This window comes from Porphyromonas sp. COT-290 OH3588 (assembly GCF_000769075.1).
In the GTDB taxonomy this organism is placed as follows: Bacteria; Bacteroidota; Bacteroidia; order Bacteroidales; family Porphyromonadaceae; genus Porphyromonas.
In genome coordinates this window covers 69,281-90,003 of the sequence record NZ_JRFC01000014.1, presented here as the reverse complement: position 1 = coordinate 90,003, position 20,723 = coordinate 69,281, and the positions used below count along the sequence as shown (strand labels likewise).

Below are 20,723 nucleotides of genomic sequence, written 5' to 3'. Positions count from 1 at the left end.
TGATTAAGTCGTAGGCCTCAAGACCTACGTCTAAATAATTTGATTAGTTCAGGAGTGAAGTCCTCTCCCGTGGATAGATGCACGAGGTCTACACCAGAGCGTAGGCATAGCTCTCGGCAGGTCTGCTCATGCCTGAGATAGCTCTCGGCATAGCCTCTGGCTAGTTTCTTGGACGAGGTGTCCACCCAGCGCTTCTGCCCACTCTCGGCATCTATGAGGTAGACCAGTCCTAGATCGGGCAGGGTAGCAGCTGTGGGATCGAAGGCACGTAGAGCTACGAGGTCGTGCTTGCGGCTAGCTAGACTGAGAGAAGTTTGGTAGCTCTCACCCGTCTGTATGAAGTCTGAGATCAAGAAGGCCGTACAGCGTTTCTTGATTGTACGCATCAGGTAGCCCAGTGGTACATTGAGGTCTGTCCCTCTGCTCTGCGGCTGGAAGCCAAGTAGCTCTCGAATGATGTATAAGATATGTTTGCGACCCGAGCGAGGAGGGATAAATAACTCAATCTGATCTGTGAAAAAGATAGCCCCGATCTTGTCATTGTTTTGCATCGCTGAGAAAGCCAATGTCGCTGCAACCTCAGTCATCAGCTCACGCTTGCTCTCGGCTTTAGCCCCAAAGAGGCTACTGCCCGTTAGATCAATGAGCAACATAACCGTTAGCTCGCGCTCCTCCTCAAATACTTTGACGTAGGGGTTGGCGTAGCGAGCCGTTACGTTCCAGTCGATATCTCGTACATCATCTCCGACTTGGTAGCCACGCACCTCGCTGAAGGCCATACCCCGACCCCTAAAAGCCGAGTGGTATTGCCCCGCAAAAACTTGCTCCGATAGGCCCTTGGCCTTGATCTCGATGCGCCGTACCCTGCCGAGCAGGTCTGTACTCTGTGCCGTTCTATCCTTTTTCATCGGTTCTGTCGCCCTCGCTCTATGGCACCTCTACCTTGTTGAGGATCTCCTTGATCACATCATCGGCTACGATGTCGTTGGCTTCGGCCTCATAGCTTAGCCCAATGCGGTGGCGCAGCACATCATAGCAAACAGCACGTATATCCTCGGGGATTACATAGCCTCTGCGCTTGATGAAGGCGTGTGCTCGTGCTGCCACCGCCAGTGCGATAGAGGCACGGGGCGAAGCGCCGAAGCTAATGAAGTTTTTGTATTCGCCAAGGCCGGCAGCCTCTGGATCTCGTGTGGCGAAGACGATGTCTACGATGTAGCGCTCGATCTTCTCGTCTAGATACACTTGGCGCACGGTCTGTCGTGCCTCAAGTAGATCCTCGATCTGTAGGATAGGCTTGGCGGTATAGCTCGCTGTGCGGATATGATCTCGGATAATCTGAGCCTCTTCCTCTCGCTTGGGGTAGTCGATCTTGACCTTGAGCATGAAGCGGTCTACTTGAGCCTCGGGTAGGGGATACGTCCCTTCCTGCTCGATTGGGTTCTGCGTGGCCATTACGAGGAATGGGTTAGGGAGCTTGAAGGTTTTCTCACCGATGGTTACCTGTCGCTCCTGCATCGCTTCCAAGAGGGCACTTTGTACCTTGGCTGGGGCTCGGTTGATTTCGTCCGCTAAGATGAAGTTGGAGAAGATGGGCCCCTGCTTGACCTGAAACTCTTCGTGCTTCTGCGAGTACATCAGCGTACCGATCACGTCGGCAGGCAGTAGATCTGGGGTAAACTGGATACGCTTGTAGTCTGCGTGTACTAGCTGTGCCAGTGTCTTGATCGCGAGGGTTTTGGCTAGACCGGGCAAGCCCTCGAGCAGAATATGTCCGTCTGCGAGTAGCCCGATGAGCAGGGAGTCGATCAGATGTGTCTGACCGACGATTGCTTCTTGCATACCTCTACGTAGCTGATCGACAACGTAGCTTTTTTTCTCTATCAGCTCAGTGAGGCTTCTAATATCTATTGATTCCATGCTGTCTTTTGAGCATTTATATTGTGATGACTATTTCGTTTATTTTTTTCTATTCCTAAGTAAAGCCCGTTGTAGACTTAACGCACGATCTACCGAATTAGTATTGGACGAGTCGATGCCATACTTGCGGGCAGCTGGCAGGCTAAGCCGTGTGCCTAGAGGGATATTGTCGGGATTTTTGATCCGATCTCGATTCTCCTCGTATATGTACACCCAGAAGGCTTTGTGCCCATACTTGCGCAGGGAGATCTGCACAAGGCTATCTCCTGGCTTGATGACGATTTCCTCTGCCTCTATTCCTCTATTGGGGGCATCGGAGGCTGCGGGTGCAATCGCTGGTTTGGGGGCGGCTAAAGGGCGGGGCTGTGTGGTCTCTTCTGCTCTCATAGGGGAGGCGATATGCGCACTGTCTGTACCAGTGGTAGCAGTGTCTGCTGGGGCAGGAGTGGGGGCGACACGCTCGGAGTGCACAGGAGGTCTGTGCTGGGGCTGTACCGTGGTCATAGGTCTGCGCTCTAGGTACTGCCACAGAGCCCAAATACCGACAAGGAGGATAAGTAGCAGTATGAGTAGCCCGACCCACCGCCCTCTCTGGCCTTTTTGCGTAGATGCAACAGGTGAGCTCTTAGCTTGCGGTCTCTCGGGAGGGGTTGCTTGATGCTGTGGGTTTACCTCCTGCTGGGCTAATAAGTCTATCTGCGAGTCTGCTGGCTCAATCTGAGGAGCTTCGTTTGCTTGATCGGACTCTACTGGTTCGTTTGGGGTGTGGGCTATAGGTAGAGGCTCTACCACACACACCTCAGGCTCTGCCCTTAGTGCTGCCTCTGGTTGTAGGTCTTCGTCGCAGAGAGGTTTGAGCACCTCAATGGCTGCAGTGGCAAGGCACTGCTCTAGGCTCTCGACCTCCCGCTCCTCTAGCCCCTCGGCCGCCTCAGGAGCAACGACCGCCACTGGGCTAAACATGCCAAAAGGCCTATTGAGCACCTCGGATAGTGTTGCCTCTGGAGCGAATGAGAAGCCCCTAAGGCTCTCGGCCTCTATGATCGGGGTAAACACTCCTAAACCTGCCCATGCTGTTTGGCGCCCAGAAGATAACCCCTTGGCCAAACGTGGCTCGATAGCGGCCAGCCATCTGGCTACGGCCTCTGGGCGAACCTCTGTGGCCTGTACCAAGGCCTCGCATAAATCCCCTAGCTCCATGTATGCTCTATTGGGGGCGGGGGTGTAGGAGATCGCAAGGCGTATGATCGGGGGAATGAGGTAGCGCTCTAGATTGGGCAAGATAGCTAAGTATTCACCATCTGTGTGTGTAGACCAGTAGCCCGCCTCTCGGATATAGATCTCCATACCCATAGCCAAACGGCTCTCGAGTTGGGACCCAAAAGCCTGCCAGAGCCTAGCGCTTGTCTCAGGCTCTATGTCGGCGTCCTTAGCCAATCGATCTATCCACAACTCGTCTAGCAGCATCTTGAGTTTCTTCAGTCTAGGTGTTAAATCAAAAGAATTTAACCCCAAAGTTCGTCATTTCTTTATAATTGCACAACGGGGATACAGAGTTGAAGGTACGGTAGTAGGTGTATTTCGCTTATCAGGTCCCTCTAGGGCTGTCATAACTGGCTAAGCTCAAGGCGTTAAGGGTGTGCCTAGAGGACTGTCTGTGATGTGCACCTCAGGCACTGATGAGACCCGTGTGGGGCTATCTCTTTAAGTCGCATAGTCTCCTTGTGGCCTTCACGCCCTATCGTCCCTAGTAGAGCCTATTGGATTTGGGCTAGGTAGTTGCATACATTGAGGGGGCAAGTGTCGCAAAGGATAGCTTCGAGAGGCCGCTTAGGGTGATGTTTTACTGTAGAATTGGGCTGATGTTTGAGGGCGATAGTGATGTATTTTTGTTAATAAGTGTGAGTGCTCTGTGGGTAAATCTAGGAGGCTAGGAGGGGCGGTTGGTTTGGATCGCGGAGTACTCCGAAGAAGATTGAAGGACTGATTGCGGAGGATTGTAGGGCTCATTTGTCGAGATGTATCCATCAATTTGTATAGATTGATGGGAAGAAAATCCAAGTAGTGTGCTGCAAATGTGTGCTTCGCCTTGATTTTGGGGTTTTATCTGCTTGATTTTGGACTTGTTGTGATGCGTGCCTTTTAGGCTGCTGTTTTTGGTGCTCTGGTATGTAGCTCCAAAACGTGGTTAAGCTCGATCCTGAGCCTGCTAGGGGGCAATACGGGCCTTGCCTAATGGCGACCTCACACCAGAAATTGTCCCAGTAATATCTTAGAAACTGGTCTAAAATATAAATTTTGCCGTCTGAAGCAAAAAGGTCTATGCGATGGATATAGAGGTGTTTATTCTAGATTGTGTTTTGATTGTTTTTAACAATTTTGATGGTGGCGATTAAGGTGTGATAGAGTTTTTGTTTTAGGTTGTTTATCTTGTTGTTTTCTAAATTGTTAATGTGATATTGCTTGGGCATTGAATAATCTTAGAGTGCAGGTGTATATATATCCAAAGTAATGTAACGGAGTGTTGATAGATATGGCTATGTATAGGTATATAAAAGACCTTGCTGGCATCTCTGGTAAGATCTCGGTATAGGCTTAATCGAGGTGTGGTATTTGGATTGTGTCCTTTGTTGTTATATCTTTGTCGTGAAAAGTTGTTAAATAAGTGTTGCTCTAGGGCATCACAAAAATCAGAATTAGCGAGATGAAGAAACTCTTGTATGTATTCGGCTTCCTTCTTGTTTTTCTTGGAGTGGCTGTAGCTCAAGCTCCTAAGGGGGCTGTTATTTCGGCAGAGCAGACTGACTATGACTTCGGTGTAATCAAAGAAGCCAATGGCAAGGTATCTCATACATTCGTGATTAAGAATACTGGTACGGCTCCGCTCGTCTTGACGCGTGTCGTGGCAGCTTGCGGATGTACAACTCCAGAGTACAATACAGAGCCTATCGCTCCGGGTAAGGAGGGTAAAATAGTCGTAACGTTTAACCCAGCAGGTCGCCCCGGCCAGTTCGTTAAGACTATTGCAGTCTATAGCAATGGTCGAGATGGTTCCTTCACGCTGCGTGTCAAGGGAGTGGTCGAGTAGAGATAAACTTGCATATTGACAAAAAAGCCTTACATTTGCGCAAACAAAAGGCTTATGAGGCTTGGCTCCGTAGCTCAACTGAATAGAGCATCTGACTACGGATCAGAAGGTTACAGGTTTGAATCCTGTCGGAGTCACAGAGAGAGTTCGGGACGTAGTCTTGGACTCTTTTCTTTTTCTTAGCCCTCGAGGGCTTCATCTAGATAAGGTATAAGACTGACTAAACTATATGCTACAGGTCGAATCATTGAGCAAGAGTTTCGGAGATCGGGTTCTGTTTCAGCAACTTTCATTCTCCCTTGAGCGTGGGCAGAAGGTAGGGCTTATAGCTCCCAATGGGAGTGGTAAGACTACTCTAATGAATATATTAGTGGGCGTGGAGCCCTACGATGAGGGGCTTATCACCTACGAAGATGGTGTTCGCTGGGCATATCTGCCTCAGCTACCAGACCTGCCGACTGGGGGGACGATCCTAGAGGCATGCTTTAGCCGCTTTGATCCAGTGGCTCAGCTGACCCTACAGTGGCAGTATGCCGTGCAGACTGAGGATACCGGGCAGATGGAGCGCCTACTCCCACAGATGGAGGCTAGTGGTGCTTGGCACTATGAGCAGAGGGCCAAAGAGATCTTAGGGGCGCTCGGCATTCGAGATCAGCATAGACAGGTGGCCAACTGCTCTGGCGGTGAGGCCAAGCGTATCGCCCTAGCGGCTACCCTAATCAGTGACCCTGACCTGCTCTTCCTCGACGAGCCTACCAACCATCTCGATCTCCAGACCATCGAGTGGCTAGAGGACTACCTCTCACGTAGCACTATGAGCCTCGTACTCATCACGCACGATCGGTACTTCCTCGATAGAGTCTGCAACGAGATACTAGAGATCGATCTCGGGCAGATCTATCGCTACAAGGGTGGATACGACTATTATCTAGACAAACGAGAGGAGCGCCTACAGACGCAGGCCGCTAATGTAGACAGAGCACGCAATCTGTATAGGCGAGAGCTAGACTGGATGCGCCGCCAGCCTCAGGCGCGAGGTGGTAAGGCACGCTACCGTATAGAGGCCTTCCATGAGCTAGAGAAGAAGATAAGGCCTGCACGTCGGGGCGAGGCTATCAGCCTAGCCGGTACAGAGGCTGGCTATATCGGCAAAAAGATATTCGAGGCCCACGGTGTCTGCAAGGCTTATGGCGACAAGGTCATTCTTCGGGACTTCGAGTACATCTTCAGCCGACACGACAAAATAGGTATCGTTGGGGAGAATGGGGTGGGTAAGACCACCTTCCTGCGTATGCTACTGGGGCAGGAACCTACCGATGCCGGTCACTTCGATATAGGGCAGACTGTACGTTTTGGTTACTACAGCCAGCAGGCGCCTAGTTTCGATCCTGAGAGCAGGGTCATCGATGTAGTCAAGGACATTGCAGAGGTCTTTACTCTTGCGGGCTCAGAGGCTGGGCAGAAGCTCTCGGCAAGCCAGATCCTCACTCAGTTTCTCTTCCCGCCCGAGCGACAATACACTCAGATAAGCAAGCTCAGTGGAGGAGAGCTGCGCAGGCTCTACCTGTGTACGGTGCTTGTGACTAACCCCAACTTCCTCATTCTCGACGAGCCGACCAATGACCTAGATATTCTTACCCTACAAGTACTAGAGGAGTATCTGGTATCTTTTGCTGGTTGTGTCCTGATCGTTTCGCACGACAGATTCTTTATGGACAAGGTCGTAGAGCATCTGCTTTGCTTCGAGGGAGATGGTTGGGTACGCGATTTCCCCGGCAACTATAGCCTCTACCGAGCCTATAAGGAGAACGAAGAACGAGAGCGACAGTGCTCGGAGGCACGTGCAGAGCGCAAAGAGGCGCCAAGCCAATCGGGCCGACAAGATAGACCACGCACAGCCAAGCTAACCTATGCAGAGAAGCGAGAGCTAGAGAGTATCGAGGTGCGAATGCCAGAGCTCGAGGCCGAGAAAAAGGCCCTAGAGGAGGCGATGAGCTTAGGGACTATGACTTCGGACGAGCTGGTACAAGCAGCCAATAGAATAGGAGGGCTGATTGATGAGATGGATCTACTGGCACTGCGTCAGCTCGAGCTAGAGGAGAAAATATCTTAAAAAAACCCATAAGATGATGACTAGGAGCCAATCTATGCAATCTCACTTGGGGAGATGCCTCGGAGCTCTGCTACTTGTGTCTATGGTCTGGGGTTGTGCCTCTACACGCTATGTCGAGGACGGCTCTATGCTGCTCTCTGCTGTGCATATAGAGCAGGATAGTCTGCCTAGTGAGGTGCCGCCAGTGAGCGACCTGCTCAACTACGTTAGCCAGCGCCCCAATCATCGCCTCTTTGGGCTATTCAACTGGTCGCTTGGTATCTACAATCTCAATAATATCAAGAGCAATAGTTGGCTCAACCGTCGCCTCAGACGCTGGGGAGATCCGCCCGTTATCTTCAACCGTCAAGAAGCCGATTATGGACGCTCTAGCCTCTCGGCGGCACTCTACAATAGAGGGTTTCTACATGCGGAGGTAACTTATAGACTCGATACTATTGCCCCCAAGAAGGTGCGGCTAACCTATCAGCTCCACCCCGGGGCTCTATACCAAATAGAGCAGGCCGATATGCACGTGGCCGATAGCACACTATTGCCCTTGCTTACCCCTGTCGATACGCTTGCCCTCAAGTACCGTTTCCCTAGTGAGCGATATACACCGTGGCTCACAGTTGGCTCGCCACTTGCACCAGAGAAGATGCAGCTGGAGCGTCGGCGACTGACGCAGATCTTGCGCAACCGAGGCTATTGGAGCTTCAGAGAGGAGTATATTCACTTTGATGTAGATACACTTGCCGGACATCAATCTGCTTGGCTACGTACGAGCATTGATGGGCAGCATCAGCCCTACCGCATTGGTCGGGTGCGTCTTCTGCACGCTGGTGATGGAGCCACAGACCAGCGCATAGACTCTACACGTCTTGGCGGGATCGATTTACTCTCGGCTCGCTCTCACCATATCCGCCCCAGAGTGTTGGCTCGTCGTATTTGGATTCGTCCAGACTCGCTCTACACGCAGGAGGCCGATAGGCGTACTTATAGTGCTCTAGCAGACCTCGCAGCAGTGGGTAGCATCAATATACAATATAGGCGAGATACTCTAGCCTCTGTCCCTACGCTCGACTGCGACATTGTCACCACCGCCGAGCGCAGCAAGGAGTTTGCCGTAGACTTGGTCGGGACCCACTCCTCGGGCAATCTAGGCGCTAATGCCTCTATTGCCTTTGGACACAACAATCTCTTGGGAGGGGCAGAGGAGTTTAAGCTACTGGGTCGTGTGGGGTATGAGAACCTTAGCCATGCGGCCAGCGACCACCTCAACTATGGGCTAGAGGCCTCACTGAGCTTTCCTCGTCCATTCATCTCCTTTGGGCATAGCGCCAAGCAGCGCCCACTCAAGGCCAGCACAGACTTTAGCCTAAGCTACGATCATCAGCGTCGCCCCGAGTTTACACGAGATCTCTTGTCTGCCTCTTGGGGATACTCATGGCGTCACTTCGCTTCGCCCGGCTTTAGGTATGCGCTCAAGCTCGTCGAGGTGGACTATATGCGCTTTGGGTACATCAACAAGGAGTTTATCGGCTCTCTGCCCATGATTACTCGTTTGCTCAACTACCGAGATCAGTTTGTCGTGAGCTCCTCGATACAAATGACCTATTCTTCTGCCAATGACTACCGATATACTTCATCTCGTTGGCTGCACAATGTTCGTCTTTATGCTCAGTCCGCTGGCAATGCCCTCTATGGTATGTCTGCGCTGCTTCGTAGCCGTAAGGATAGCTATGGGGCTTACTCGCTCATGAATATCAACTTTGCACAGTTCGTCAAAGCAGAGCTAGACTATAGTGGTCTGTTTCGCCTTAGAGGGAAGAACGCACTGGCCTACCATGCTGCCCTAGCCATGGTTTACCCGTATGGCAATAGCCGTATCTTGCCAGTGGACTTGCGTTACTTCTCGGGGGGGGCTAATAGCCTTAGAGGCTGGGGAGTACGTAGTCTAGGACCGGGGGCTATGCCCAAGAGTGCTGGGACTTCGATCTTCCATCAGGTCGGCGACATTAAGCTAGATCTAAGCACAGAGCTACGTACACGCATTGCTCCAGCATGGGAGCTGGCGCTCTTCGTTGATGCGGGTAATATCTGGACGATTTATCCCTATGAGGGGCAACCTGCAGGGGAGTTCCGTCTAGATCGTTTCTACGAGCAGATTGCTCTCTCCTCTGGGCTGGGGCTACGATGGGATTTCGACTTCTTTTTACTCAGGCTGGATATGGGCTTTAAGCTCTATGACCCACAGGCCGATCGGGGGCTCAGGTGGGTTGTGGGGCGTACGCCTATCCGAGATCTGACGGCAGTACACTTTGCCATTGGTTATCCCTTCTAGATAGCTCAAGACCTAGTTGTTGGGATAGAAAATGGGGAGCATTGAGCGATCGCTCAATGCTCCCCATTTTCTATGGCTCTGCCTTGGTTATGATGCGATGTGTACTACATACGGTAGCCGATGCCCAGCTTAATCATATTGAAGAGCCTGTACTCGTGTAGGTTGTAGGCAGCATCAAGGCTAATGTTCCGAAACGAAAGGCCTATCCCTGTCGTCCATATATTGCCATAGGGAGATGCGGAGTATCCGGTACGCAGCGCGATATGCTCTATTGGTAGCCATTCGCCTCCGATGTGATACCCGAGCTTTTTCTCTCCAGCCGTGGCCAGGTAATAGACTCCACCGCCTCCAAGAGTTAGACTGCCGGACTTGAGGAGCGCAATAGAGCCCGATAGGCGGAGAAGTGTTGGCTGATTGGCACTGATCTCGGAGTCTGTATATTTGACTTTCGTGCCAAAGTTCTCAACGGACAGCCCTACCATATAGCTTGGCGTAGTATCAGTTCGGTCTAGTCGGTAGGCTACTCCAGCCGAGGCAGTGACGATATTCGCTGTGACTGAGTTGTAGGATTGTAGGTAGCCGATGCGTCCCCAACCTAGCCAGCTACTACCGAATAGATGGCTATAACCGAGGTCTAGTGACCAATCTCTCGGATAGACTTGCCCAATCTTATTGCCGTGTGCGTCTATGTAGTCCGTCTTGATGCCGCCTAGGTACCTCCAGCCTAGGGATAATGCACTACTACTGCCTAGTACGTATGCCACACTTGCTTGATGATAAGTGGCTAGGCCTGAGTCTTTGGTAGTATGTATGCCACCAACATAGGAGGCGCTAAGCTTGGTGGAGCCGTCCTGAAATGGAATGATCGTAGAGGAATAGATATTGGTATGTAGGTCCCTTACTGCCATTACTCCCGCCATACCAGCCGAACGCATGTCGCCGCCGAGCGAGAGGATAGGCAGGGGCTGCGCCGATACGCCTAGATTAAGGCCACACAGCCCAAGGGCAAGAATCATTATTTTCTTGATCATATCAATGAATGATAGTTAGCGTTTGATAAATGACTGACGGAAGGTTCTGCCCTCAGCCTCTACTTGTAGGATATAGGTGCCCGTAGTGAGTGAGCGGATATCTAGCTGAGCCACTTGCTCGCCTTGCTCTAGCGTGACAGACTTGCTTAGCATTTGCTGCCCCACTTGGGTAAAGATGCGTAGTACGGCCGCACGTAGACGATCGGCTAAGCGAACGTTGAGCGTCGTAGATGCTGGTATGGGATAGACTAGGTGTACAAGTTCGTCCTTGACCACCTCTATCTCTAGCGTTGCCCTTGTCGTTAATCCTTTGGGATCGGTAGCTGATACTTCTAGCCCACTCAGGCCAATTTGTTTGCCTATGATGGATAGTACACCTTCGGAGATACTAGCCTCCACCGTCGATGTGCCGATCACACGAACCTTGTAGGTGAGTACCTCATTATCCGTGTCTACGAAGACGTTCTTCAGATCAAACTTGAGGGCTTCTCTGCCGAGGGGCAGATAGTGCTTGACCAGAGGGCACAGCTGCTTAGGAGCTCTGTTTTGGTAGATCTCGAATGGCAAGATAACCTCTTCGCTAGCCCCCAGCTCGTCTGTTACTTTAATCGTGATCTGGTACTTGCCCACGGGGCTCTGCCCGAGCAGATGCAGGCGTATCCCATCTTTGATTGGTTCCATAGATGCTCCGTAGGTAGAGCCAACAAATTTGGCTTTCCACTGATGTCCGTCAGGATCGGAAACTGGAATAACCAAATCGTAGGACTCTTTTTCCGACAAACGTATGGGCCTTTGCTGAGGGATATCTACTACTGGGCGGCGGTTGGCTAGAGTCTTGGCTGAGGTAAAAGATAGCTCGCCCATGTTGTGCCATCTGTCGTAGGGCTGTAAGGCGAAAAAGTACTGAGTATTCGAGTCTAGTCGCTCTAGCTTGTGATAGACTTTCTCCCCGACGGCAGAGCCTACACTAGTTACTACTACCTTGGTTGCTTGGTCGAGGTTGCTCTTGTTTAGCTCACTCTTGGAGATGTAGAGATTGTAGCCGAGGGCCTTCTGATCGTCTGTATCGGCAGAAACAGACCAAGATAGCTCTAGGCCTGTGTGGGTGGCTACGATGGGCTGCCACTGGGCAAGTTGAGGCGCTGCGCCACCTCCGCCCGATCCGGAGAGAGCAATCTCTGCATCTATATAGCCTAGCCCAAGACGACCAACATACTCAGGGTTCATCTTATTGATATCTACAGATGAGATAGCTGTAAGCAAGCGCTGTTTGAGCTCCGTATTGGTAAACCCTTGCTTGCCGAACTTAGACACCATAAGAGCTGCGATGCCCGAAACGTGCGGGCAGGCCATAGAGGTTCCCTGCTGATAGCCGTAACTATTGCTAGGGAGTGTGCTAAGCACTTGCCCGTTGTGCTCATATACATCACCACCCGGTGCCATGAGATTTACCCAGTCGCCCCTATTAGAATATGGGGCAACTCCAAAGTTGGTACTCATCGCCGAAACAGAAACTACCTCGGAGTAGGCGGCTGGGTATGCTCGATAGTCTAGTCCACTATTGCCTGCTGCAAAGATCAGCACCCCGCCCTTCATAGGAGAAGCCGGTAATTGGTTCCCTTCATTGTCGCACCCTGCGTATTTGATGAAGTAGTCGATCGCATCTTTGTAGGATCTTGGTAGGGTCTGGGCATCTGGCACTCCCCATGAGTTTTGGCTGATGACAGCACCATTGTCCGCTCCATATTTGATTGCAGCCTCGAAGCCGTTCGCTATATCACGACCAGTGGCTGGGTTGATATCGAAGGCTTGGCAAGACATCAGTTTGATACCAGAGCCTACTGAGCCATTGCCGCCGGCTACTCCTGCCACGCCGACTCCATTATTGTTGCGTGCTGCCACCGTACCAGCTACGTGGGTGCCGTGCTCATGCGGATTGATTTGCGGCCTCATGAAGACGAAGTTGAAGCCATGGACATCATCTACCAGCCCATTATTGTCGTCGTCTTTGCCCCTAACGCCAGTAAGCTCTTTGTGGTTGATGTACATATTGTCCTTGAGATCCTCGTGAGTGTAGTCTATACCTCCATCAACGATTGAAACGATTACCTCCGGACGACCAACTTCTTGCTCCCAAGCTTTGAATAAGTTGATGTCGGCGCCTGCTTTAGAGCGAATTAGGCTACCGTCATTATGATAATGCCATTGCTTAGGGAGAAGCGGGTCGTCCATCGGCATTCCGCCCTCGGCTCTTAGGCCTCCCCATTGGCTTGGATCAAGGTAAGTGATTTTGGTCTGAGGGAGCTTGGCTGTGTACACGAGCTCGGCCGAGGTCACCTCTGAAGAGTGAAGAGCAATCTCCATCGCTCTCTGGCGAGCTTCTCGGATTTCTCTGGGAGATAGCGTTTCGTCTAGTGTGATGTCGTACCATAGATGTAGCCCCTCACGTCGAGTGCGCTCCTCATACTTGCCGGCGTATGGAAATACACGGCTTAGTCGAGTAGCTTTAATCTTTTTGAGTAGGGGGATTGTTTGTGGATCGACCTGTTTCGAGCCTTCGGCACTTAGAAGCTGCTCGATCTGTGCTCCGCCCTCGGCAGAGAAGCGTACTCGTATCATGTGGGGGAGTGTGCCATCTGATGTAGAGGCCTGCTGGCTGCTCAGCTGTGGAGCCTGCTGATTGGGAAGCTCCAAGTCACTTTGATGACAGCCCACTAGTATAGTTGCTCCTGCTAGAGCTAGGATAATATGTCTTTTATTCATTGTCTGATCTGTCTATTCTATTGTATGTATCATCTAGATACTGCTCTAAGGTGTGAGCGGATTGATGTTGATGCGGAGCATACGGTAGCGACCGATCTCCATAGATCTAATGGCTAGTGCCAATCGCTTCCCTTGATGTTGGTAGAGATATGCTCTAGCATGAGGGCTAAAGTGAGAGAAGACAAAGCCCTCACGCTCTAGGAGCTGCCTAAACTCGTTGGTCAGATAGTCCATGCCACCGAAGCGATAGATGCCAAGTGTGTGTCGGGTATATAAATGGACATAGCTATCGAGCAGCCTAGATCTCTTTGCCCCACTACGATAGAAGTAGCCTCTGCCGTAGAATGGCTCTGGAACGAAGAAGAAGGGGGTTCCTATGATATTGGAAAACTCCTGATCGAAAGCCCCTTTGTTTGTTTGCTCCCACTGCTCGACCTCGGCCTCCGTAGCCTCGCCATGGCGAGTTATACCTAGCTCTAAGTGCTCGAGGGTAGGCATTGGCTCTGGTTGCTCATGTAGAGGCCTACAGAAAACGACTCCTCTGACTTGCTGACTCTGTCCATCTCTAATAGCATAGATGTAGAGCTGCGTCTTGTGGGCTCGGTTTACGAACTCGAGCTGGCTGGTCTGGTTGGGTGAGCTAACACGTTCAAATCCCTCGCTGATGAGATACTCGTGGAAGGCATCGCTGCGCACAATGTCTGCATCTCCGATAAGCGTTGTGGCGTAGAGAGTACGACTACCATAGTCCACAAACTCGTATTTAACCTCGGGGAAAGCCGTACTTGTAGTGCTGAAGGTGTAGTCGGGAATGCGAGGGCTGCGGTTGGGATTTGGGGAGGCCTTGAGCCTACTATTGCGGGCTAGCTCCAGACTTCGGATGTTGGAGAAGTTTTGTCCCCACTCGTTATACGGCAAGAAGAAGTGGAGTAGACCTCTCTGCTTGACCAAAATCGTATGTTTGAGCCTTCCGCTATGCACAGTTAGGTGAGCTGTGCGGATTTCCTTAGTTCGGTTTTCCTCGACTTTGATGGATACGATACTACTCTCTGGGTCGCTGGTCACGGTAATCCAGCTAGCGGTATTGCTGATACTCCAGTTCTTTGCATTCGTTTTCAGCCTAATGCTTATGGTGCTGGCATTCTTCTCAAAAATGACCTCTGCAGGGTCCGTTTCGACCAAGAGTGTTGGGTAGCCAGCCTGCTTGACCTCTAGTGTTTGGGTGATGTCGGCGGAGAAAACCTTGATTTTAGCTTGTCTAGGCTCAAGGGTTTCGTTGCTCTCGGCATTGATGACGAGGTTATTCCCGATTTTGCGTACTGTAAGCCAAGTGGCGTAAGCCTCCGCTGTCCATTCTCTGTGGGTTGCTCTGACGGTGATAATCTTCTCGCTATCGCCAGCCTCGAGGTGCACGACTGGCTCAGTGTCTAGCTCTAGCTTTCTAGTAGTGTCTAGGCTATCTTTTTGACACGAAGATATCAGTACTAACAAGGAGGCCAAGATCCCCGAGAAAAATAAGGATGTTTTCATTCTTTTGAACGATGATTTCTGTGAAAATGAACGCTTACTATTAAGTGATGTATTCGAATCTAAGGAGCTATAGAGGGGGGAGTCGCTTTGCTAAGCCTTCTCGTACTACTTAGTCCAATTTTAGGCTCGTAAATATAAGTTTTATTTGTTGATATTGACCAATCTGCTACTCTCCCATAGCCCTGTTTGGCTGCCCGAGTAGCCTCGGGCAAAGTGGCCTAAGTAGCACGACTTGGCAGGTTTTGTTATCTTTGTCAAGTATTGCCATTAATCATTTAACCAATATATATGAATCAAAATAAAAAAGGTAATCCTATAGCTCGTGCATATCGCTTCTACGTCGATGGCTTCAAGGGGCTAAGCCGTACGAGCCGTATTCTCTGGCTGATCATAGGTATTAAGCTGTTTGTTATGTTTGCGGTACTCAAGCCCTTCTTTTTCCCCAATCACACGAAAAAAGAAGCTCAACGTCTAGAGATGACGGGAGCGGAGTTTGTGCAGAACGAGCTCATAGATCGAGGGGCTGATGAGTAGCCGGACGCTAAATCATGTAGTAACTATTCACTTAAGCAGATAAACTAATCAATACTTAATTACATTATGCACTTAGAATCACTAATGGCTTGGTCTAGGGCGCAGTTTGCGCTGACGGCCATGTATCACTGGCTCTTTGTACCGCTAACCTTGGGTCTTGGGATTATTATGTCCCTAGCCGAAACACAGTACTACCGAACGGGCGATGAGTTCTGGAAGAAGAGTGCCAAATTTTGGCAGAAGCTCTTCGGGATCAACTTCGCTATCGGGGTAGCTACAGGGATTATCCTAGAGTTTCAGTTCGGTACCAACTGGTCCAACTATAGTACGTTCGTTGGCGATATCTTCGGAGCTCCACTGGCGATTGAGGGGATTCTGGCCTTCTTTATGGAGTCTACTTTCATTGCCGTGATGTTTTTCGGTTGGGATAAAGTAAGCAAACGCTTCCACCTAGCCTCTACTTGGCTAACGATCATTGGAGCTACTATATCGGCTATTTGGATCTTGGTGGCTAATGCTTGGATGCAGAATCCAGTGGGCATCGTCTTCAATCCCGACACGGTACGTAGTGAGATGAATGACTTCTGGGCAGTAGCTCTCTCCTCTACGGCGATCATCAAGTTCTGGCATACGGTCATCTCTAGCTGGACGCTCGGTGCTCTATTTGCTGCTGGTGTGTGTGCTTTCTACGCTCTACGCAAGCAAAACAAGGAGTTTGCCCTGCGCAACTTCAAGATCATTGCCCCATTTGGTCTAGTGGCTGCCTTGCTCACAGCGCTGACTGGGCATAGCTCTGCGGTCGATGTCGCAGAGAACCAGCCAATGAAGCTCGCCGCTATGGAAGCTCTCTACGATGCAGGGGCCTGCGATGGTAAGGGCGGCTGTGCCGACGGAGAGGGGATTTCCCTATCTGCTTTCGGTATGCTCAATCCCGCCAAGGAATCTCCAGACGATGGTGTAGATCCATTCCTATTTAATATAGAGGCTCCTCGAGTACTCTCGTACTTGGTAGCTGGCAATGGCAATACCTACGTGCCCGGGATCAATAATATCATTCGCGGCGACTATCACCTCCCCGATGGTACCAAGGCCCTATCGGTAGAAGAAAAAATGGCTCGTGGACGTGAGGCGATCGCAGCCCTCAAGGACTATCGTTCGGCCAAGAAAGCAGGCGATGAGGCACAAGCACAAGCAAGCAAAGCTAAACTTGATGAGCACTTCCCCTACTTCGGCTATGGTTACTTCGATAGTAAATACGAAGTCGTGCCTCACGTGCCTACGGTGTACTATTCCTTCCGCATCATGGTGGGGCTAGGTACAGCCTTTATCTTACTATTTGCTCTGCTTACATGGTTCACATTCTGGGGCAAGAAGCCTGTGATCGGCACACGTTGGTTGATGTGGTTTGCCATCATCTGTACGCCTCTAGCATGGGTAGCTAGCCAAGCTGGTTGGGTTGTGGCAGAGCTAGGCCGTCAGCCTTGGACGATCCAGAACCTGCTTCCCGTGCGAGCAGCGGTATCTAAGTTGGAAACGTCGTCGGTGATCATCACCTTCACGCTCTTCTTCCTGCTCTTCACGCTGATGCTCATTGCCGAGCTCAATATCATGCGTAAGGCCATTAAGAAGGGACCCGATCATCACTAATCCACCAATTATCTAAATATACTGATCAAAATGAGTTACACATTTTTTCAAGAATACTGGTGGTTCCTCATCTCTGTGCTAGGAGCCCTCTTAGTTTTCCTGCTTTTCGTTCAGGGGGGGCAATCCCTCTTTTTTAGCCTAGGTAGTGACAAGACCGATCGTAAGCTATTGGTCAATTCGGTGGGGCGTAAGTGGGAGTTTACTTTCACTATGTTGGTGGTTTTCGGTGGAGCTTTCTTCGCTTCTTTCCCTATGTTCTATGCGACTAGCTTTGGAGGAGCCTATTGGGTATGGATGCTGATCCTCTTCTGCTTCATCATTCAAGCGGTGTCGTACGAGTACCAGAGCAAGCACGGCAATATCTGGGGGAGCAAAACCTATCAAGTCTGCTTATTCATCAATGGTCTGTTGGCTCCTATCTTGCTCGGCACGGCTGTGTCTACGTTCTTCACTGGGGCGAACTTCTCGATCAATCGTGAGGCGATCTTCGATCTTGATGGTACGAGCCAAGTAGTTTCTCAGTGGATGACCTATAAGGGGCTACAGCTACACGGATTGGAGGCTGTACTTAATCCTTGGAACGTAGTCTTCGGTATCGCTATCTTCTTCCTGAGTCGCACCTCGGCTCTGCTCTACTTCATCAACAATATTGAGGATGTGGACCTAGACCGCAATGCACGCCGTCGATTGGCTTGGAATGCAGCAGCATTCTTACTCTTCTTTTTGCCTTATCTGTCCTATCTATTGACTAAGGAAGGTTTTGCGCTCAACCCCGAGACGAGCGAGATCTTCATGCAGCCATACAAGTACTTCCACAACCTCATCGAGATGCCCCTAGTACTCGTGACAATGCTTGTGGGCGTGGTGCTGGTGCTTACCGGTATCCTGATGACGCTCCTCAAACCTAACTTTAAGAAGGGGATCTGGTTCGAGGGTGTTGGTGTGATCCTAACGGCTCTAGCGCTCTTCCTGATCGCTGGGTGGAACAATACGGCCTACTACCCAACCCTAGCCGATGGACATCTGCAAGAGTCGCTGACGATCTACAACAGTTCGTCTAGCTTCTTCACACTCAAGACGATGAGCTATGTTTCTCTCTTGGTGCCTTTCGTGGCAGCATATATGATCTATGCATGGCGTGCCCTAGACCTCCACAAGATCACGAAGAGGGAAATGGAAGATCCGCACGGACATAACTATTAGTCTGCGGTTATCTGCCCTGTGGCAGAGATAGAAAAAACCAGCCCCGAATAGTCCAGTGAGCTATTTGGGGCTGGTTTTTTGGGTACAATACCGAATCGTCTACTTGAGTGCTCTGATTATCTCTCTGAGCTTGACGATTAGTTCGTCTAGTGGCATACCACTACGTTCGCTCATCATGGCCACAGTAGCCTTAGGAATGATGATGCGTGCCAGAGGTGAGTTGAGCATCTTGAAGGCACCATTGATCTTTGGGAGCTCCTCCTTGAGTGAGGGATAGACCTTGAGCAGATCTTTGAGTTTGGTAGCTGGGGTAATATCCTCGATGGCCTTTGCCTCCTCGCCAGCCTCGTCTTCTCTAGGCTCCTCGGCTGGAGCTACTTGCTCGCTCGTGTCGTATGTTCCAGACGACTTGCTTGCTCCTGAGGTGTCTTGGCTCCACTTGAGCAGCGTGCGGGAGTCTTGTAGTTGGCGAATGCGTGTGCAGTCCTGCATCATCTCCAGTACTCCTCTAAATCGTCCCTCGGCATCGCGTACAGCTACGTAGTAGATGTAGATGAATAGCCCGGGCTTGTTGATCCAGAAGTCTACGCTGTCTTGCTCTCCCGATCTAAACTTCTCAATGATCTCCTCCACCAGATGCACGCTGGTACGTGGGTGGCAGTTTTTCACATCTCGACCGATGACGTTCTTGCTACGAGGGAATACTCGGTGGTCAGTATCCGAATAGAAACATACCAGTTCGTTCTCGTCTACGAAAGATATATCTATGGGCAGATGTTTGTAGATCAAGTTGATTTGCTCTAGCGTGAGCTGCCCCGTCGTCACATCAAGCAGCTGATTGCTCCCCCCCGTTTGGTAGCCATACTTGCCGAGCAGAGCCGCTAGGTCGGCTGCAAAGCCCGATGGTTCTAGCCCTGTGGGGGCTTGCTCAGCTGGCTTAGATGCCTTGTCACTATCGCCGACCTTGATCCAAGAGAAGCCAATCTCTCGGTCCCCAGACTTCATTTCTTCAAATTCGTCTGGTGTGATCATAGCCAGAGAGGTGGGGTAGAGAACGGTTTCTTCCTTCTGCATCAGATCTCGCACGTCAGCCACGAGTGTGGGCTGTAGCTCGATGAACTCCTCATCTCTGTCCTGCTCAATCAGCTGGCGTGCGTCACGGATCTCATCTCGTATAAAGTCGTCGAGCAGCCACATGGTCGTCGTAGGTCGGTCGAAGCCCTTGCGCTCCAGCACCGAGTAGAGCTGGTTCTGTTTGCGTGCTAGATGTGTGCGCCATTGAGATAGCTGGTCGTATAGCTCAAGCCACTGGTTCTTGATCACGGGATACTGCACGAGATCCTCCACAGAGAGCAGTAGGCGTCGCATCTCGTCGTTCTCTCTGTAGTAGCACATAATGGGGTGATCATCTGGTAGATCGGGACGATTTGTATCCATGATTCCCTCGAATAGATCCATCATGGCCTGAATATCCTCCTTGCGGCACTCATCTTCCTCAATGGTTTTGAGCTCCTGCTCGGCGAGGGCTATTTCGTAAGGTTTGAGCGACTGCACACGTGTCCTAAGCCTCTGCTGTGCCTCTTGCAGCGAGATTTGACCTGCGTTGTAGGCCTCCTTGACCTCAAGGACGAACTTGAGCTTCTCTAGATCCACCTCGGGGAGGTGGCTTTTCATCTTGTCGGATTGCATGGCTTACTGACGGTTGATGAGATACACGAAAAAGTCTACATCCTCCACGGCATAGACACTTACGGAGGCTTCACCAGCGAAGTGCAAGACTTCGCCCGGGGTAAGTCTGTGCTTCTCCGTTTGGTTGAGCGTAACCTCGGCTATTCCCTTGACTACGGTGAAAAATACTTCCTGACCTACGTGGTCGTGAGCTGGCACACTGCCCCCAGCCTCTAGCTGCAGATGAACGAGCATGAGCTCTTTGTTATCGATGAGGCGGCCTGTCTGTGATAATTTATTACCTAGCATAACGATTATATTTTTTGAAGTTTGACGAATTACTACTACGCAAAAGTAACTACTAGCTCTATCTTACTCTGTAACATCGGTTACAGTACCTAGATATTGAGCTCAAAGCACTAACTAAATTATCTTGTACAAACTGTCGTACCGAGGGTAGTGTAGTTCTATATGCTGCTATAAGGCTTCGGAATTAGGGCTACGATTCTATTCTTTTTGTGTTAAGATATATGAATCTATTATGCCCGAATTTAGACGAATGAAGGCTGCATTCCTAAAGGACGATGTAGCTACCTTAGAGATTGATGGGAAGATTTTGTCAGATTGATGGACTAACCTTTGGCGATGTGTCCACCAATGTTGGAGGATTGATGGGAAGAAAATCTCAAAAATGTCGCACAAGCTCCGAGAATGACCCCTGTGTATTTATTATAATATTAATTACTAGCGTGTTATATTAGGCTTGTTTTAGGCGGTTATTTTTGTGTGTTTGGAGCCGAGAGCCAAAACAAGCTTTGACGCAGTGTAGAGCCTTGTAGAGGGCAAATATGCAGTTTGGGCTTTGCGAGCTTGGGTGCACCAAAGTATTGTGATCGGCATACA

14 protein-coding genes and 1 tRNA gene are annotated in these 20,723 nt (G+C 50.6%); 7 read left to right on the top strand and 8 right to left on the bottom strand.

All coding sequences use genetic code 11. The features are described 5' to 3' along the window. Positions 1-17 precede the first annotated feature (17 nt). The 3 genes from HQ48_RS02190 to HQ48_RS02180 are packed head-to-tail and all read right to left on the bottom strand — an operon-like array spanning position 18 to position 3,387. Positions 18-908 (bottom strand): DUF58 domain-containing protein, encoded by an 891-nt coding sequence (locus HQ48_RS02190; protein WP_044186918.1) that lies wholly within the window; start codon positions 906-908, stop codon positions 18-20. 19 nt (positions 909-927) lie between these two features. Continuing rightward, positions 928-1,920 carry a MoxR family ATPase gene (locus tag HQ48_RS02185; protein ID WP_044231483.1) on the bottom strand — a complete coding sequence of 331 codons (993 nt, stop codon included), beginning with the start codon at positions 1,918-1,920 and terminating at the stop codon, positions 928-930. Positions 1,921-1,959: 39 nt separating this feature from the next. Next, on the bottom strand, positions 1,960-3,387 hold the full coding sequence (locus HQ48_RS02180; protein ID WP_044231482.1) for a LysM peptidoglycan-binding domain-containing protein: 1,428 nt from the start codon (positions 3,385-3,387) through the stop codon (positions 1,960-1,962). Positions 3,388-4,624: 1,237 nt separating this feature from the next. On the opposite strand from HQ48_RS02180, the gene HQ48_RS02175 reads away from it, so the two are divergent. From HQ48_RS02175 to HQ48_RS02160, 4 genes are all read left to right on the top strand, one after another. Continuing rightward, on the top strand, positions 4,625-5,008 hold the full coding sequence (locus HQ48_RS02175; protein WP_044186910.1) for a DUF1573 domain-containing protein: 384 nt from the start codon (positions 4,625-4,627) through the stop codon (positions 5,006-5,008). Positions 5,009-5,071: 63 nt separating this feature from the next. Next, positions 5,072-5,145 (top strand) — tRNA-Arg (locus tag HQ48_RS02170). A gap of 92 nt (positions 5,146-5,237) precedes the next feature. After that, positions 5,238-7,121 carry an ABC-F family ATP-binding cassette domain-containing protein gene (locus tag HQ48_RS02165; protein ID WP_044231481.1) on the top strand — a complete coding sequence of 628 codons (1,884 nt, stop codon included), beginning with the start codon at positions 5,238-5,240 and terminating at the stop codon, positions 7,119-7,121. A 34-nt stretch (positions 7,122-7,155) separates the two neighbouring features. Then, entirely contained in the window at positions 7,156-9,444 is a 2,289-nt protein-coding gene (locus HQ48_RS02160; protein ID WP_044231480.1) for a BamA/TamA family outer membrane protein, read from the top strand. 104 nt (positions 9,445-9,548) lie between these two features. Here the strand turns inward: HQ48_RS02160 and HQ48_RS02155 are convergent, their stop codons facing one another. Genes HQ48_RS02155 through HQ48_RS02145 form a run of 3 tightly spaced genes read right to left on the bottom strand, consistent with a single transcriptional unit; the run spans position 9,549 to position 14,768 of the window. After that, on the bottom strand, positions 9,549-10,475 hold the full coding sequence (locus HQ48_RS02155; protein WP_044231479.1) for a PorV/PorQ family protein: 927 nt from the start codon (positions 10,473-10,475) through the stop codon (positions 9,549-9,551). Between the two features lie 15 nt (positions 10,476-10,490). After that, on the bottom strand, positions 10,491-13,238 hold the full coding sequence (locus HQ48_RS02150) for a S8 family serine peptidase (RefSeq protein ID WP_044231478.1): 2,748 nt from the start codon (positions 13,236-13,238) through the stop codon (positions 10,491-10,493). Positions 13,239-13,283: 45 nt separating this feature from the next. Next, complete coding sequence (locus tag HQ48_RS02145; RefSeq protein ID WP_044231477.1) at positions 13,284-14,768, bottom strand: BACON domain-containing protein; 1,485 nt, start codon at positions 14,766-14,768, stop codon at positions 13,284-13,286. A gap of 288 nt (positions 14,769-15,056) precedes the next feature. Between HQ48_RS02145 and HQ48_RS02140 the strand changes: the two genes are divergently transcribed. The 3 genes from HQ48_RS02140 to HQ48_RS02130 all read left to right on the top strand — a co-directional run bounded on the left by HQ48_RS02140 (position 15,057) and on the right by HQ48_RS02130 (position 18,152). Next, positions 15,057-15,302, top strand: a complete 246-nt coding sequence (locus HQ48_RS02140) for a DUF4492 domain-containing protein (RefSeq protein ID WP_044186898.1) — start codon at positions 15,057-15,059, stop codon at positions 15,300-15,302. A gap of 66 nt (positions 15,303-15,368) precedes the next feature. Next, positions 15,369-16,949, top strand: coding sequence for a cytochrome ubiquinol oxidase subunit I (locus HQ48_RS02135; RefSeq protein ID WP_044186896.1), 1,581 nt, complete (start codon positions 15,369-15,371; stop codon positions 16,947-16,949). A gap of 30 nt (positions 16,950-16,979) precedes the next feature. Next, entirely contained in the window at positions 16,980-18,152 is a 1,173-nt protein-coding gene (locus HQ48_RS02130; protein WP_044231476.1) for a cytochrome d ubiquinol oxidase subunit II, read from the top strand. A gap of 99 nt (positions 18,153-18,251) precedes the next feature. Here HQ48_RS02130 and HQ48_RS02125 read toward each other — a convergent pair whose 3' ends face one another. Both HQ48_RS02125 and HQ48_RS02120 read right to left on the bottom strand, forming a co-directional pair. Then, positions 18,252-19,826 (bottom strand): PAS domain-containing protein, encoded by a 1,575-nt coding sequence (locus tag HQ48_RS02125; RefSeq protein ID WP_044231949.1) that lies wholly within the window; start codon positions 19,824-19,826, stop codon positions 18,252-18,254. Positions 19,827-19,844: 18 nt separating this feature from the next. Next, complete coding sequence (locus tag HQ48_RS02120; protein WP_044186892.1) at positions 19,845-20,129, bottom strand: cupin domain-containing protein; 285 nt, start codon at positions 20,127-20,129, stop codon at positions 19,845-19,847. Positions 20,130-20,723 lie beyond the last annotated feature (594 nt).

Coding starts and splice junctions, on each gene's coding strand:
- HQ48_RS02175 (WP_044186910.1), top strand. CDS start 4,625: ATGAAGAAACTCTTGTATGTATTCGGCTTCCTTCTTGTTTTTCTTGGA.
- HQ48_RS02165 (WP_044231481.1), top strand. CDS start 5,238: ATGCTACAGGTCGAATCATTGAGCAAGAGTTTCGGAGATCGGGTTCTG.
- HQ48_RS02135 (WP_044186896.1), top strand. CDS start 15,369: ATGCACTTAGAATCACTAATGGCTTGGTCTAGGGCGCAGTTTGCGCTG.
- HQ48_RS02130 (WP_044231476.1), top strand. CDS start 16,980: ATGAGTTACACATTTTTTCAAGAATACTGGTGGTTCCTCATCTCTGTG.
- HQ48_RS02140 (WP_044186898.1), top strand. CDS start 15,057: ATGAATCAAAATAAAAAAGGTAATCCTATAGCTCGTGCATATCGCTTC.
- HQ48_RS02150 (WP_044231478.1), bottom strand. CDS start 13,238: ATGAATAAAAGACATATTATCCTAGCTCTAGCAGGAGCAACTATACTA.
- HQ48_RS02120 (WP_044186892.1), bottom strand. CDS start 20,129: ATGCTAGGTAATAAATTATCACAGACAGGCCGCCTCATCGATAACAAA.
- HQ48_RS02125 (WP_044231949.1), bottom strand. CDS start 19,826: ATGAAAAGCCACCTCCCCGAGGTGGATCTAGAGAAGCTCAAGTTCGTC.
- HQ48_RS02160 (WP_044231480.1), top strand. CDS start 7,156: ATGCAATCTCACTTGGGGAGATGCCTCGGAGCTCTGCTACTTGTGTCT.
- HQ48_RS02190 (WP_044186918.1), bottom strand. CDS start 908: ATGAAAAAGGATAGAACGGCACAGAGTACAGACCTGCTCGGCAGGGTA.
- HQ48_RS02145 (WP_044231477.1), bottom strand. CDS start 14,768: ATGAAAACATCCTTATTTTTCTCGGGGATCTTGGCCTCCTTGTTAGTA.
- HQ48_RS02155 (WP_044231479.1), bottom strand. CDS start 10,475: ATGATCAAGAAAATAATGATTCTTGCCCTTGGGCTGTGTGGCCTTAAT.
- HQ48_RS02185 (WP_044231483.1), bottom strand. CDS start 1,920: ATGGAATCAATAGATATTAGAAGCCTCACTGAGCTGATAGAGAAAAAA.
- HQ48_RS02180 (WP_044231482.1), bottom strand. CDS start 3,387: ATGCTGCTAGACGAGTTGTGGATAGATCGATTGGCTAAGGACGCCGAC.